The following is a 14,866-nucleotide window of genomic DNA, read 5'->3' as shown; positions in this document are numbered from 1 at the left end:
CTTATCCACAGAAGCACCAACAGAGATTGGGGGCAACTTATGGCGTTATCCCGCAGAAAAACCTCGTAAAAACCGTGAGTCAGGTTGGTTGTTTTTTGATCTGCGGGCTGCCGGCCACGATTTACGTGACCTGTGATGAAGGGCGAACACGTTATCCACAGACTGACCAACAGGGATTGTGCGTAACCGCTGTCCTGTGGATAACCGAACGCTAAGCGCGGTGCATCAGATAGGCTTCTCCGGTTACCCGAATCAGCGGATGCGGCGTGACCTGGCAAGTCTTGATGATGCCGAAGCCATGGCGCTCATAAAACCGCCGCGCACCGGTGTTGGCCGCGTAGTCAATCAGGCTCAGGCCGTTCAGCGCCAATTGGTCCGCACGCGTCTGGGCATGCTGGAGGAATTGCACACCCAAGCCCCGATTGCGCCAGCCTTCATGCAGCGCCAGGCTGGAGATGTACAACGAATCGGCCACTTCCATATCGGCGTACGGTGCCAGCACCGGATCAGTGGACGGCGTCGGCTCGGGATCCTCGCGCATCGCATAACTGTGCATCATGCCAACGACCCGGTCTTCGGCCTCAGCGATCATGCAGTTCTGCCAGGAGAAATCCACGTCGTCGCGGGCATAACGGCGCTCGCCGACATCCAGCAGCGCCTCCCCAGGCTCCGCCAACTGGCTCCAGATGTAATCCGAGGCGCCTTCCGAGGAAATCTGAAACAGACGCGCAATGTCGCGCGCATCTGAGCGCCGGGCAGGGCGAAACTTGACGGTCATTCATTTGACTCCTTGTGGGGTGAGTGGCTTTTCTACCCTGCGTTTGAAACCGGCCGCAAACAGACGCGCCAGGTTTTTCGTGTCAACCAATGACAGCTGTCGGCCCGCCCGCACGAGCAATGGTTGCGAGGGTCAGCGGACCACGCCTTCCTCGATCAGCAACTTGAGGATCGCTTCGGCACCAGCCTGTGGGGTGACGCCCTTGAGCACTTGCCCGCCGCCGCCACTGGCTTTGGCGGTCGCGGCCTTCATGCGGTCGGCGCCGCTTTTGGCTTTGATCACTTTCAGGCGTTTGGGCCGTGGTTTGGCCGGTTGCAGAGTGGCGACAGACAAGAGCTCATCGTCGACGACTTCAACCTCATCAGCCTCCAGAATGCCTCGCCGCGCCGGGCCATAGGCACTCTGTCGAGGTTTCGGCGCGGCGTTATCCACAGTTGCCAGAAACGGCAACTTCACCTTCAACCGCCGCCGCTGCCCACGCGGCAACGCTTGCAGGACCAGCGCCGAACCCTCACTGATCGACTCGACCTGCGCCAGGCCTACCACCAGCGGCCAGCCCAGACCTTCCGCCAGCAAGAACGGCAACATCCCCGAACCTTCGCCGGTTTCCGCCTGGCTGCCGGTCAACACCAGTTGTGCCCCGGCATCACGCAAGTACTCGGTCAGCGCCGGCAACGCATCTGCACCCGCGGGTTGTTCCAAGACATGCAACTGTTCCAGGCCCATGCCCAGATACGCGCGCAAGGCCGGTTCCGCCACGTCGCCGGCATGCAGCACGTGCAGGTTATCCCCAGCCAGTTGCAGACCCAGTTCTACCGCGCGCGCGTCCTGTTCGGCGCGGCGTGGCCGGCCGGAGGTCGGGTGGGCGCCGATGGAGACAAGGCTGATGATTTTCGTGCTCATAACCCTTTCCTTCCCTTAAGCCGCATCGCGCTTGGCGTCGTTGCGGTAAGCCGCTACCGCATCGATCAAGGCTTGAAGAATTTCGGCACTCTCGCCGATGACCGACAGGTCAGCCCGTTTGATCATGTCGCAGCCCGGGTCGAGGTTGATTGCCACGACCTTGTCGCAAGCGCCGATGCCTTGCAGGTGCTGAATCGCCCCGGAGATACCCACAGCGACATACACCCGCGCAGTGACCCAGGTGCCGGACGCGCCGACCTGGCGATCACGGGCCATGAAGCCATCGTCCACCGCCACCCGCGAGGCGCCTTCGGTAGCGCCGAGTGCGGCGGCGGTTTCGTGGAACAGTGCCCAGTCCTTGACCCCGTTGCCGCCGGAGAAAATGAACTCGGCTTCGGCCATCGGAATCGCCGCCGGATCTACCGCCACGGCGCCGAGATCTTCGATTCGCGACAGGCTACGCGCGACACTTGTGGATAACTCCACCGGCAACGCTTCATGTCGGGTTTCGCTGACTGGCTCGGCGCATTCGGCCGCCGCCAGAATCAACCGCGCGACCGGACGGGCGAGGTCTTGCAAGCCCGCACCTGCGCGGCCAATACATTCCTGATCCTTGACCTGCCAGACCCTTGTCGCCGGGCGCTCTCCCAGTGCCGCGGCAAAGCGCCGACCGAGTTCACCACCACCGCTGCGACTGTCCGGCAGCAGCCAGTGACGTGGGTTGAACTGGTTATCCACAGCACGCAAACCCTGCACCCGTTGTTCCGGTGCATAACCACTGAATTCCTCACCTTCGAGTACCAGCAAACGATCGACGCCTGCGGTGGCGAAAGCGTTTTCCTTATGCTCGCCAAAGACCACCGCCAACACCGCGCCGTCCTGGCCGGCAAGTTGATGGGCAAGGCCGAGCAAGTCGCGGTCATGGCTGCTCAGACGGCCGCCGACCATGTCCGGCACCACGCTGATGTAGAACGTCGGGGCTGGAACTTGATGCAGCGGCAATTGCACTTCAACCGTGGCCGAACGCTTGACCGCCCCGCCCTGCTGCGCGCCGCTGCGGTCGATCCGCTTGATGCCGTTGGGGCCGATAAAACCGATGCCGTGCAGATTTTTACGGATGATGCCGTTGGGCCCCATCCAGCTGTGTTGTGCCGGTTGCATCGCCGCATGCAGCGGGTGCAGACGATTACGCGCAATCCATTCGGCGCGTGGGTCGCGGCGGATAATGTCGCTCATCAGTGGGCCTCCGCAGGTTCACGTTTGGCCGGCGTGGCAGGTTTGCTTGGCGCGGCGTCTTCGAGCAGCGCGTCGGCCACCAGTTCGGCGATGTCCTTGATCAGCGGACGGGGTTCGACCACACCTTCGAGCATCGCTGTGCACTGTGGACAACCCACCGCCACCAGTTCGGCGCCGGTCTCGCGGATATCTTCCATGCGCATGTCGGGGATCCGCTGTTTGCCCGGAATGTCGGTGATCGGCGCGCCGCCACCGCCGCCGCAGCAGCGTGAACGGAAGCCGGAGCGTTGCATCTCTTTCACCTCGATGCCGAGAGCACGCAGCACTTCACGCGGTGCCTCGTACTCGCCGTTGTAGCGGCCGAGGTAGCACGGGTCGTGATAAGTCACGCTGTTGCCTTTGTGCTGACCCAGGTTGAGCGCGCCGGCCTGAATGATTTCCGCCATGTAGGTGCTGTGGTGCTGCACCAGGTAGTTACCGTCGAACGCGCCGTACTCGTTTTTCAGCACATGGAAGCTGTGCGGGTCGCAGGTGACGATGCGATTGAAGCTGTATTTGGCCAGGGTCTGGATGTTGCGCCTGGCGAGCAACTGGAAGGTCGCCTCATCGCCCAAACGACGGGCCACGTCACCACTGTCACGCTCTTCGAGACCGAGTACAGCGAAGTCGATTTTCGCCGCTTTCAGCACTTTGACGAACGCACGCAGCGTGCGCTGGTTGCGCATATCGAAGGCACCATCGCCGACCCAGAACAGCACGTCGGTGGATTTCTTCTCGCTGAGCAGATTGAGGTTCAAGTCCGCCGCCCAGTTCATCCGCCCGCCCGGGGCAAAACCGCCAGGGTTATCGGTGGCGATCAGGTTTTCGAGGACTTCGGCACCCTTGTTCGGGGTCGCGCCTTTTTCCAGGGTCAGATGGCGGCGCATGTCGACGATGGCGTCAACGTGCTCGATCATCATCGGGCACTCCTCGACGCAGGCGCGGCAGGTGGTGCACGACCACAGGGTTTCGGCTTCGACCAGACCGTTGACGATCGGTTGATGCGGATTGCCGCCGTGTTCACCAACCGGTTTGCCCGGATACGGGCTGCCAGCGAACTTCGCGTCAGTGCCGCCAGCAAGGCCGACGACCATGTCCTGTATCAGCTTCTTCGGGTTCAGTGGCTGGCCGGCAGCGAACGCCGGACACGCCGCCTCGCACTTGCCGCACTGCACGCAGGCGTCAAAGCCGAGCAGCTGGTTCCAGGTGAAATCCTTGGGCTTTTCCACGCCCAGTGGCGCGCTCGGATCATTCAGATCCAGCGGTTTCAAACCGGTGGAACGGCCGCCGCCAAAGCGCTCGGCGCGACGGTGCCAGGCCAGATGCAGGGCACCGGCAAAGGCGTGTTTCATCGGCCCGCCCCAGGTCATGCCGAAGAACAGTTCCGACACGCCCCACAGCACACCGACGCCCAGAATGGCCGCGAGCATCCAGCCACCGAAGTTCTCCGGAAGAATCCCGGCCACCGGCAAAGTCAGCAGAAAGAACGACGCCGAGAACGCCAGCAGGCTTTTCGGCAGGCGCATCCACGGGCCTTTCGACAACCGCGCGGGCGGGTTGCGCCGACGCAGATAAACGAAGATCGCGCCGACGAACATCACCGCCGTCATCAGCAACAAAGCGTAACCGAGGATGCGGTTATGCAGGCCGAAACCGTGCACCAGCAGCGCCAGCACAATCGACGCCACCGCGCCGCCCGCCGTGGCTACGTGAGTGTTGGCGATGTATTTGTCTCGCGCCACCACATGGTGCAAATCGACCATGTAGCGCTTGGGCATGGCGAACAGGCCGCCGATCAGATCGACTTTCGAAGCCCGGCCCCGGCGCCACATGGCCACCCGCCGCAACGCGCCGAGGACACCAAGGCCCAGAGCGGCAAACAACAGGATTGGAAGAAGGGTGTTCAACATGGTGAAGCTCCCAAAGACCTCGGGTCTTGCAGGTCGAGTTGCCTTACTCGGTCACTGTGGGAGCGAGCTTGCTCGCGAAGGCGGACTGACATTCAGCATCGATGTCGACTGATCCACCGCTATCGCGAGCAGGCTCGCTCCCCCAGGGTTATGTGCAAGCCTTAGAAGTCTTTACACAGTCTGAGTGCGTCATAAATCGCGGCGTGCACGTTGCGCTGGGCCACGCAGTCACCGATGCGGAACAGCAGGTAGCCATCGCCGCTCTGCTCCAGGCAAGGTTGCGGCTTGATCGCGAACAAGGCTTCGACGTCGATCTGGCCCTTGTTGCGCGAGCCTTCCTTCATCGCGTAGTAGATTTCCTCGTCCGGACGCACGCCGTTCTCGATCACCACCTGGTCCACGACCCGCTCCTCTTTGGCGCCGGTGTATTCGTTTTCCAGCACCGCCACCAGCTTGTCGCCTTCGCGGTAGACCTTTTCCAGCATCATGTCGCCGGTCATGATCACTTCTTTCGGGTACATGCTGCGGTAGTAAGTCGGGAACGACGTACCCCCGATGGCCACGCCCGGCTTGATGTCATCGGTGACAATCTCGACCTGGCTGCCCTTGTCGGCGAGGAAGTCGGCGGTGGACATGCCGGTGAACTCGCAAATGGTGTCGTAGACCAGCACGTTCTTGCCGGGTGCAACCTTGCCGTCGAGAACATCCCAGCTGCTGACCACCAGGCCTTCCGCCGCGCCCCAGTGTTCGTTCTGCTCGATGAACGGATGACCGCCGACCGCGAGTACCACCACGTCCGGACGCAAGTCCATGATGGTCGGCGCATCCGCCGCGGTGCCCAGGCGCAGATCGACTTTCAAGCGTGCCAGTTCCAGCTGGTACCAGCGGGTGATGCCGGCGATCTGATCCCGTTGCGGCGCTTTCGAAGCCGTGGTGATCTGGCCACCGATGAACGCCTTCTTCTCGAACAGCGTGACATCGTGACCGCGCTCGGCCGCCACACGCGCGGCCTCCATTCCGGCAGGCCCGGCGCCGACCACCACCACCTTGCGTTTCACGCCGGTGGTTTTCTCGATGATGTGCGGCAGGCCCATGTATTCACGGGAGGTCGCCGCGTTCTGGATGCACAGCACATCCAGGCCCTGGTACTGGCGGTCGATGCAGTAGTTGGCGCCGACGCACTGCTTGATCTGGTCGATCTGACCCATCTTGATCTTGGCGATCAGGTGCGGGTCGGCAATGTGCGCGCGAGTCATGCCGACCATGTCGACGTAACCGCCCTCCAGAATCCGCGTGGCCTGGTTCGGATCCTTGATGTTCTGTGCGTGCAGCACTGGAACCTTGACCACTTCCTTGATACCGGCCGCCAGGTGCAGGAACGGTTCCGGTGGATAACTCATGTTCGGAATCACGTTGGCCAGGGTGTTGTGGGTATCACAACCCGAGCCTACGACGCCGATGAAATCGAGCATGCCGGTGTCGTCGTAGTACTTGGCGATCTGCTTCATGTCCTCATGGGACAGGCCATCGGGGTGGAACTCGTCACCGCAGATGCGCATGCCCACGCAGAAATCGTCACCGACCTCGGCGCGCACGGCTTTCAACACTTCCAGACCGAACTTCATGCGGCCCTCGAAGCTGCCGCCCCATTCGTCAGTACGTTTGTTGACCCGTGGGCTCCAGAACTGGTCGATCATGTGCTGGTGCACTGCCGACAGTTCGACGCCGTCCAGGCCACCGGCCTTGGCGCGGCGCGCGGCTTGCGCGTAGTTGCCGATCACCCGCCAGATTTCTTCCGGCTCGATGGTTTTGCAGGTAGCACGGTGCACCGGCTCGCGCACGCCCGAGGGCGACATCAAGGTCGGCCAATTGAAGCCGTCCCAGCGCGAACGACGCCCCATGTGGGTAATCTGGATCATGATCTTGGCGCCGTGCTTGTGCATGGCGTCGGCCAGATTCTGGAAGTGCGGAATGATCCGGTCGGTGGACAGGTTGACCGAACTCCACCACTCCTGCGGGCTGTCGATGGCCACGACGGACGAACCACCGCAGATCGCCAGGCCGATCCCGCCCTTGGCCTTCTCTTCGTAGTATTTGACGTAGCGGTCGGTGGTCATACCGCCGTCCGTCGCGTAGACCTCGGCGTGCGCGGTGCTGAGCACGCGGTTGCGGATGGTCAGTTTGCCGATCTGGATCGGCTGGAACATTGCTTCGAAAGCCATGGCGGGTTCCTCGACTTACAACGGCTTGACGGTGAACAGGCCGTCGTCGTGGCCTTCTTCGGAGCCACCGTAGACTTGCTCGGCGACGGTGCGGATGCTGCTGCCGCGTGCTTGCAGAATCTGGTCCATGGCCCCGGCAAACCAACCGGTGAACATGTAGTCGACCTTGCGCCCGACCTTGCCGTAGACGTAGACGAATGCCGAGTGTTCGAGCTTGACGCTGGCGGTGCCTTTGTCGAGGTCGATGTCCTGGATCTTGAACAGGCCCCAGCCGCGTTGCGACAGACGCTTCATGTAGTGCTCGAACACCGCGACGCCTTCCAGGCCGTGGCATTCAGCTTCTTTTTCGCACCAGTGCCAGGCGGACTTGTAGCCGGCCTTGTAGAGGATTTCGGCGTAGGCGTCAGCGCCCAGAACCTCTTCGATGCCCATGTGGTTGTTGACGAAGAAGTGACGCGGCACGTACAGCATCGGCAGGGCGTCGGAGGTCCAGACACCGGTCTCGCTGTCGACTTCGATTGGCAATTGCGGGGCGATCTTGGCCATGGAAACTTAACTCCAGAAAAATTTTAGATTCAGTGTTGGCCGCGGCCCTCACCCCAGCCCTTTCCCGGAGGGAGAGGGAGCAGATCGGCGGCGGTCTTGAGTAAGCGTTTACTCGCCCCAGACGTCTTTCAGGACGTTGACCCAGTTCTCGCCCATGATCTTGCGCACCACGCGCTCGGAATGGCCGCGCTTGAGCAGGGTTTCGGTCAGGTTCGGGAACTCGCCGACGGTGCGGATGCCCAGCGGGTTGATGATCTTGCCGAAGCTGGTCAGACGGCGGGCGTAGCCCTTGTCGTGGGTCAGGTATTCGAAGAAGTCCTGGCCGTGCCCTTGGGTGAAGTCGGTGCCGATGCCGATGGCGTCTTCGCCAACGATGTTCATGGTGTATTCGATCGCTTCGGCGTAATCGTCGATGGTCGAATCGATGCCCTTGGCGAGGAACGGCGCGAACATGGTCACGCCGACGAACCCGCCGTGGTCGGCAATGAACTTCAGCTCTTCATCGGACTTGTTGCGCGGGTGCTCTTTGAGACCCGACGGCAGGCAGTGGGAATAGCAGACCGGTTTTTTCGATTCGAGGATGACTTCTTCGGAAGTCTTTGAGCCGACGTGGGACAGGTCGCACATGACGCCGACGCGGTTCATTTCGGCCACGATCTCGCGTCCGAAGCCCGACAGGCCGCCATCACGCTCGTAGCAACCGGTGCCGACCAGGTTCTGGGTGTTGTAGCACATCTGCACGATGCCGACGCCGAGCTGCTTGAACACCTCGACATAGCCGATCTGGTCTTCGAAGGCGTGGGCATTCTGGAAACCGAAGAGGATGCCGGTCTTGCCTTGTTCCTTGGCGCGACGGATGTCGGCGGTGGTGCGCACCGGCATCACCAGGTCGCTGTTCTCGCGGATCAGCTTCTGGCTCGCGGCAATATTGTTCACGGTCGCCTGAAAGCCTTCCCACACCGACACAGTGCAGTTGGCTGCCGTCAGACCGCCCTTGCGCATGTCTTCAAACAGCTCGCGGTTCCATTTGGCAATGATCAGACCGTCGATAACGATGCTGTCGGCGTGTAATTCGGCTGGGCTCATCAGGCGTCCCCTTATTGGCGATTCATGCGCCGAATCGTCTGCCGGCGCTTTGGGGCCAGCATATGCCTCGGTGCCGGGGCGACCGGGTGCAAAAACGACAGGGGAATTGCCGAAAGCGTCAATCCGCGACAAAGGGTCGTCAGCCGCCCTCCTCGGCTGGCTGTTCAAGCCCGCGCGCTTGCGCCAGAATCTGCCGCAGCCTGCACCTACCCACGGATTAGAGCGCCCCCCATGAAATCGATCTTCCTCGCCCTGGCACTGATTGCGACTGGCGTCCACGCCGCCGAAGAATCCGAGAACAACCCGTGCGACGCGGTGGAAAACGACGTCCAGACCCTGGAATGCTCGACCTACAGCCGCACCACCGCCGAAGACCTGCTCAAGGACAACTACGCCAGCCTCAACGAACGCATGCAGACCGCGTACGGCAAGAACCCGACGCAACTGGCCGACATCGCCGCCAAACTGAAAATCGCCCAGCAGCAGTGGCTGAAAACGCGGGATGCGGATTGCGCGGTGGAAGCGTTCCCGGCCACCGAAGGCAGCAAGGCGTTCAAGATTGCGCAGAATGACTGTGTGGCGCGGATGAGTGACGAACGGTCGGAGTTTTTGGAGTCGATTGGGCAAGAGTGAGGATCTGCGCTGTAAGCTGTGCTTCATATAGCCAATCAAGGGACACTCATGAACATCTGCGGCATCGAAATCAAAGGCAGCGAAGCGATCATCGCCGTAGCCTCCCTTGACGGGGCAACGCTGAGCCACGTCGCCCTCAGCACCAAGAAAATCGCCCTCGACGATGACGACGAAGCGGCCAACGTCAAACGCTTCGCGGCGCAGGTAGCGTCGTTTGTGCGGGAGAACTCGATTGACCGGATTGCGATCAAGAAGCGCAGCAAGAAGGGTGAGTTCGCCGGCGGGCCGACGACCTTCAAGGTTGAAGGCGTGTTTCAGCTGCTCGATGGTTGTGAAGTGACGTTGCTGTCGCCGCAGACGATCAATGCGCAGGCCAAGAAGCACAACTTCGAGCTGCCGGGGACGCTGAACAAGTATCAGCATGAGGCTTACAAGGCGGCGTGTTCGGCGCTGGTGAAGAAGTAAGTGTTTTTCCAGACCATGAAGATCCAAATGTGGGAGCGAGCCTGCTCGCGAAAGCGGTGGATCAGTCAATCCTGTATTGACTGACACGCCGTCTTCGCGAGCAAGCCCGCTCCCACATTTGGATTTGTGTGCATCCATTCAGGCGTTGGCGGTACGCCGGTCTTCTCTCGGGCAACGGGCGAACCGTGCGCGATAGCTGCGGGTGAAGTACGACGGTGATTCAAACCCACAGGCGATGCTGACTTCCAGCACGCTCATATCCGTCTGGCGCAACAACTGCCGGGCCTTGTCCAGCCTTAAGCGCAGATAGAAATTGCTCGGCGTGTCGTTCAGATGCAGCCGAAACAAACGCTCCAGTTGCCGCCGCGTCACCTTGATCGATTCCGCCAGTTGCAGCGTGGTCAGCGGCGGTTCGCTGTGCTGCTCCATCTCGCCAATCACCTGTACGAGTTTCTTGTTGCTGATGCCGTAACGTGTGGCGACTTCCATGCGCTGGTGGTCTTTGCGCGGACGGATGCGCCCCAGCACAAACTGCTCGCTGACCTGAATCGCCAGTTGCGGGCCGTGGGCCTGGGCGATCAGATCGAGCATTAGATCGATGGATGCTGTGCCGCCCGCCGAAGTGATGCGCCGCCGGTCGATCTCGAACAACTCCTGAACGACGCTGAGCTGTGGATAAGATTCCTTGAACGCATCGATCGCCTCCCAGTGCAGGGTCAGGCGATGGCCATCGAGCAGGCCTGCTTCAGCCAGAACAAAGCTGCCGGTGTCGATGGCGCCGAGGGTCACGCCATCGTGATCCAGCCGCCGTAACCAATGCTCCAGCGTCGGTGTGGCGAACTTCAGCGGTTCGAATCCGGCCACCACCAGCAGCGTCGCGCCTTTCTTCAGCGGCTCCAGCGCCGCATCGGCGTTGACCGACATGCCATTGCTCGCCAGCACCGCCCCGCCATCGGCGCTGAGCACATGCCAGCGGTACAACTCGCCACGGAAGCGATTGGCCACGCGCAGCGGTTCGATCGCGGAAATAAAGCCAATGGCGGAGAACCCCGGCATCAGCAAAAAGTAGAAATCCTGGGACATGGGCGCACTCGGTCGGCGGGTCGCGTGAATCGTTGATACGCCGATTGTCGGCGGCGTTCAAGCGTGCAGGTCGCTACAGTGCAAATGCCAGTCGCCGCAGTGCGCTTTTACGGGCGTGTAGCTGCGTAACTTGGCATCACCGGCGCATCAGACGCCGGGCCCCACAATAAACGACCTGCCGAGGAACCCGACATGAAACGACTGATCAGTAGCTGCGTTCTTGCACTCAGCGGTACCGCTTTCTTCAGCGCCGGCGTCATGGCCGCCGAACCCGCATCCTGCAAGAACGTACGCATGGGCGTGGTCAACTGGACCGACGTGATCGCCACTAGTGCCATGACCCAGGTCCTGCTCGACGGACTCGGCTACAACACCAAACAGACCAGCGCGTCCCAGCAAATCATCTTCGCCGGGATTCGCGATCAGCGCCTGGACCTGTTCCTCGGTTACTGGAACCCACTGATGACCCAGACCATCACACCGTTCGTCGAGGCAAATCAGGTCAAGGTGCTTGATGCGCCGAGCCTGAAAGACGCCCGCGCGACCCTCGCCGTGCCGACATATCTGGCGGACAAGGGCCTGAAAACCTTCGCCGACATCGCCAAATTCGAGAAAGAGCTGGGCGGCAAGATCTACGGCATCGAGCCAGGTTCGGGCGCCAACACCCAGATCAAGGCAATGATCGCAAAGAACCAGTTCGGCCTCGGCAAATTCCAGCTCGTCGAGTCGAGCGAAGCCGGCATGCTCGCCGCCGTCGATCGCGCCGTGCGCCGCAAGGAAGCCGTGGTGTTCTTCGGCTGGGCGCCGCACCCGATGAACGTCAACGTGCAGATGACCTATCTGACCGGCAGCGACGACGCCCTCGGCCCGAACGAAGGCATGGCCACCGTCTGGACCGTCACCGCGCCGAAGTACGCCGAGCAGTGCCCGAACATTGGCCGTCTGCTGACCAATCTGACGTTCACCGCCGAAGACGAGAGCCGGATGATGCAGCCGTTGCTCGATCACAAGGATGCCTTGGAATCGGCCAAACAGTGGCTCAAGGATCACCCCGAGGACAAGCAGCGCTGGCTCGAAGGTGTGACCACATTCGATGGCAAACCGGCGGCTGAAAACCTGCAGCTGACCAGCAAATAACTCCCTTTTGAAAAGCCCCTGACCCTCTCCCAAAGGGAGAGTGAACTGGACGAAGCTTCGCAGCCCGGAAAAGGGCTGCGGACAGACCCATCACGCCTGAAGGAAACCGCACCATGAATCACGACGTCATCATCACCTGCGCACTCACCGGTGCTGGCGACACGACCGCCAAGAGCCCGCACGTGCCGGTCACCCCGAAACAGATCGCCGCCGCTGCGGTGGAAGCGGCCAAGGCCGGCGCCACGGTGGTGCACTGCCATGTGCGCGATCCGCAGACCGGCAAGTTCAGCCGTGACGTGGCGCTGTACCGCGAAGTGATGGAGCGCATCCGCGAGGCGGACGTCGACATCATCGTCAACCTCACCGCCGGCATGGGCGGCGATCTGGAAATCGGCGCTGGCGAGAACCCGATGGAGTTCGGCCCGAACACCGATCTGGTCGGTCCACTGACCCGTCTGGCTCACGTTGAACAACTACTGCCGGAAATCTGCACCCTCGATTGCGGCACGCTGAACTTCGGCGACGGCGACACCATTTACGTCTCGACCCCTGCGCAACTGCGCGCCGGCGCCAAACGCATCACCGAGCTGGGAGTGAAGGCCGAACTGGAGATTTTCGACACCGGTCACCTCTGGTTCGCCAAGCAGATGATCAAGGAAGGCCTGCTCGACAACCCGCTGTTCCAGTTGTGCCTGGGCATCCCGTGGGGCGCACCGGCCGACACCACGACCATGAAGGCCATGGTCGACAACCTGCCCGCCAATGCGGTGTGGGCCGGGTTCGGCATTGGCCGCATGCAGATGCCGATGGCCGCACAAGCGGTGCTGCTGGGCGGCAACGTGCGGGTCGGGCTGGAAGACAACCTGTGGCTGGACAAAGGCGTGCTGGCGACCAATGGCCAATTGGTTGAGCGCGCCACGGAAATCCTCAGCCGCCTCGGCGCTCGTGTGCTGACCCCGGCAGAGGGCCGCAAAAAGATGGGCCTGACCCAGCGCGGCTAACGAACTCACCTCAAAACCCTGTGGGAGCGAGCCTGCTCGCGAAGAGGCCCGTACATCCGAAGCATCTTCATCAGCAGCGCCACCGCTTTCGCGAGCAAGCTCGCTCCCACAGTTGATCGCCGAACTATTCAGGAAATCACCATGAGCTTTATCACCGAAATCAAAACCTTCGCCGCGCTGGGCAGCGGTGTCATCGGCAGCGGCTGGGTGGCCCGCGCCCTCGCCCACGGCCTCGACGTGGTGGCCTGGGACCCGGCGCCCGGCGCCGAAGCGGCGCTGCGCAAACGCGTGGCCAATGCCTGGGGCGCGCTGGAAAAAAATGGTTTGGCGCCGGGCGCGTCACAGGATCGTCTGCGCTTTGTCGCGACCATCGAAGAATGCGTGCGCGATGCCGACTTCATTCAGGAAAGCGCCCCGGAACGTCTCGAGCTGAAACTCGATCTGCACAGCAAAATCAGCGCCGCCGCCAAGCCTGATGCCTTGATTGGCTCAAGCACTTCCGGCCTGTTACCGAGCGAGTTCTACGAGAGTTCGACGCACCCGGAACGCTGCGTGGTCGGCCACCCGTTCAACCCGGTGTATCTGCTGCCGCTGGTCGAAGTGGTCGGTGGCAAGAATACCGCCCCGGAGGCCGTGCAAGCGGCGATGAAAGTCTACGAATCCCTCGGCATGCGCCCGCTGCATGTGCGCAAGGAAGTGCCTGGTTTCATCGCCGACCGCTTGCTTGAAGCGCTGTGGCGTGAGGCGCTGCACCTGGTCAACGACGGCGTGGCGACGACGGGCGAGATCGACGATGCAATCCGTTTTGGCGCCGGTTTGCGCTGGTCGTTCATGGGCACATTCCTGACCTACACCCTGGCCGGTGGTGATGCCGGCATGCGTCACTTCATGTCGCAGTTCGGCCCGGCGTTGCAGTTGCCGTGGACCTATCTGCCGGCTCCGGAGCTGACTGACAAGTTGATTGACGATGTAGTCGACGGCACGAGTGATCAGCTCGGTCGCCACAGCATTTCGGCGCTGGAGCGCTATCGTGATGATTGCCTGCTGGCGGTGCTTGAGGCGGTGAAGACCACCAAGGAAAAGCATGGAATGAGTTTTAGCGAGTGATGTGTATGGCATGACATCGCTGCCCTCACCCTAGCCCTCTCCCAGAGGTAGAGGGGACTGACCGCGGTGTTTATGCGAGCTGCACCGACTTGCGCCACCGAGCCGAACTCAAGTTTTGAATAGCATAAAGATCGGCTCCCTTTCCCCCTCTCCCCCCTGGGGGAGAGGGCTGGGGTGAGGGGGTTGCTCTTGATCCTAACGACCCGCCACCTGCCGGAACCCAATCATGCCCACCCTCACCACCTACCAAACCCGAATCATCCCCGACTGGGTCGACTACAACGGCCACCTGCGCGACGCCTTCTACCTGCTGATTTTCAGCTACGCCACCGATGCCCTGATGGACCGCCTCGGCATGGACAGCAGTAACCGCGAAGCCAGCGGCAACTCGCTGTTCACCCTCGAACTGCACCTCAATTACCTGCACGAAGTGAAGCTCGACAGCGAGGTCGAAGTGCGCACGCAAATCATTGGCCACGACAGCAAGCGCTTGCATCTCTATCACAGCCTGCACAAGGTCGGTGATGCGCAGGAGCTCGCCGGCAACGAGCAGATGCTGCTGCACGTCGATCTCGCCGGCCCGCGGTCGGCGCTGTTCAGCCCGGACACCTTGAGCCGCCTGCAAGACATCGTCGCCGAGCAGAAAGACCTGCCCGCCCCCGCTTACATCGGCCGCGTTATCGCGCTGCCACCCGCCCGGTAATCCATCGATCACAAGGA

The 14,866-nt window shown here is 61.7% G+C and carries 14 protein-coding genes; 6 read left to right on the top strand and 8 right to left on the bottom strand.

All coding sequences use genetic code 11. The features are described from left to right. Positions 1-211: 211 nt before the first annotated feature. The 7 genes from ACM6IV_RS15625 to ACM6IV_RS15595 form a co-directional block, all read right to left on the bottom strand. Positions 212-778 (bottom strand): GNAT family N-acetyltransferase, encoded by a 567-nt coding sequence (locus ACM6IV_RS15625; RefSeq protein WP_414870669.1) that lies wholly within the window; start codon positions 776-778, stop codon positions 212-214. 132 nt (positions 779-910) lie between these two features. Next, positions 911-1,681: an electron transfer flavoprotein subunit beta gene (locus ACM6IV_RS15620; protein WP_414870668.1), complete on the bottom strand. Its 771-nt coding sequence runs from the start codon at positions 1,679-1,681 to the stop codon at positions 911-913. A 15-nt stretch (positions 1,682-1,696) separates the two neighbouring features. Then, positions 1,697-2,917: an electron transfer flavoprotein subunit alpha/FixB family protein gene (locus ACM6IV_RS15615; RefSeq protein ID WP_414870667.1), complete on the bottom strand. Its 1,221-nt coding sequence runs from the start codon at positions 2,915-2,917 to the stop codon at positions 1,697-1,699. Next, on the bottom strand, positions 2,917-4,866 hold the full coding sequence (gene dgcB / locus ACM6IV_RS15610; RefSeq protein ID WP_414870666.1) for a dimethylglycine demethylation protein DgcB: 1,950 nt from the start codon (positions 4,864-4,866) through the stop codon (positions 2,917-2,919). The genes ACM6IV_RS15615 and dgcB overlap by 1 nt, the downstream gene beginning before the upstream one ends. Positions 4,867-5,027: 161 nt before the next feature. Beyond that, positions 5,028-7,088, bottom strand: coding sequence for a dimethylglycine demethylation protein DgcA (gene dgcA / locus ACM6IV_RS15605; RefSeq protein ID WP_414870665.1), 2,061 nt, complete (start codon positions 7,086-7,088; stop codon positions 5,028-5,030). Between the two features lie 15 nt (positions 7,089-7,103). After that, entirely contained in the window at positions 7,104-7,634 is a 531-nt protein-coding gene (locus ACM6IV_RS15600; protein WP_007907543.1) for a DUF5943 domain-containing protein, read from the bottom strand. 108 nt (positions 7,635-7,742) lie between these two features. Then, entirely contained in the window at positions 7,743-8,720 is a 978-nt protein-coding gene (locus ACM6IV_RS15595) for a dipeptidase (RefSeq protein WP_027610650.1), read from the bottom strand. Positions 8,721-8,951: 231 nt separating this feature from the next. Between ACM6IV_RS15595 and ACM6IV_RS15590 the strand changes: the two genes are divergently transcribed. Together ACM6IV_RS15590 and ACM6IV_RS15585 are read left to right on the top strand one after the other, a co-directional pair. Next, positions 8,952-9,353: a lysozyme inhibitor LprI family protein gene (locus ACM6IV_RS15590; RefSeq protein ID WP_414870664.1), complete on the top strand. Its 402-nt coding sequence runs from the start codon at positions 8,952-8,954 to the stop codon at positions 9,351-9,353. A gap of 48 nt (positions 9,354-9,401) precedes the next feature. Further along, positions 9,402-9,818 carry a DUF3010 family protein gene (locus tag ACM6IV_RS15585; protein WP_414870663.1) on the top strand — a complete coding sequence of 139 codons (417 nt, stop codon included), beginning with the start codon at positions 9,402-9,404 and terminating at the stop codon, positions 9,816-9,818. A gap of 138 nt (positions 9,819-9,956) precedes the next feature. Here ACM6IV_RS15585 and ACM6IV_RS15580 read toward each other — a convergent pair whose 3' ends face one another. Further along, entirely contained in the window at positions 9,957-10,901 is a 945-nt protein-coding gene (locus ACM6IV_RS15580) for a GlxA family transcriptional regulator (protein WP_414870662.1), read from the bottom strand. Between the two features lie 192 nt (positions 10,902-11,093). Between ACM6IV_RS15580 and ACM6IV_RS15575 the strand changes: the two genes are divergently transcribed. From ACM6IV_RS15575 to ACM6IV_RS15560, 4 genes are all read left to right on the top strand, one after another. Next, positions 11,094-12,038, top strand: a complete 945-nt coding sequence (locus tag ACM6IV_RS15575; protein WP_414870661.1) for a choline ABC transporter substrate-binding protein — start codon at positions 11,094-11,096, stop codon at positions 12,036-12,038. 113 nt (positions 12,039-12,151) lie between these two features. Then, a complete protein-coding gene (locus tag ACM6IV_RS15570) occupies positions 12,152-13,039 on the top strand; it encodes a 3-keto-5-aminohexanoate cleavage protein (protein WP_414870660.1) in 888 nt (295 codons plus the stop codon). 141 nt (positions 13,040-13,180) lie between these two features. Further along, positions 13,181-14,146: an L-carnitine dehydrogenase gene (locus ACM6IV_RS15565; protein ID WP_414870659.1), complete on the top strand. Its 966-nt coding sequence runs from the start codon at positions 13,181-13,183 to the stop codon at positions 14,144-14,146. Between the two features lie 226 nt (positions 14,147-14,372). Then, the gene (locus ACM6IV_RS15560; protein ID WP_414870658.1) at positions 14,373-14,849 is read left to right on the top strand and encodes a thioesterase family protein; all 477 of its coding nucleotides are present in this window, start codon (positions 14,373-14,375) and stop codon (positions 14,847-14,849) included. Positions 14,850-14,866: the final 17 nt, after the last annotated feature.

Origin of the sequence: Pseudomonas sp. IT-347P (assembly GCF_949768005.1) — a bacterium.
Classification (GTDB): Bacteria; Pseudomonadota; Gammaproteobacteria; order Pseudomonadales; family Pseudomonadaceae; genus Aquipseudomonas.
Note: the sequence above shows the minus strand (reverse complement) of the source record. Positions and strands in the feature narration are given on the sequence as shown.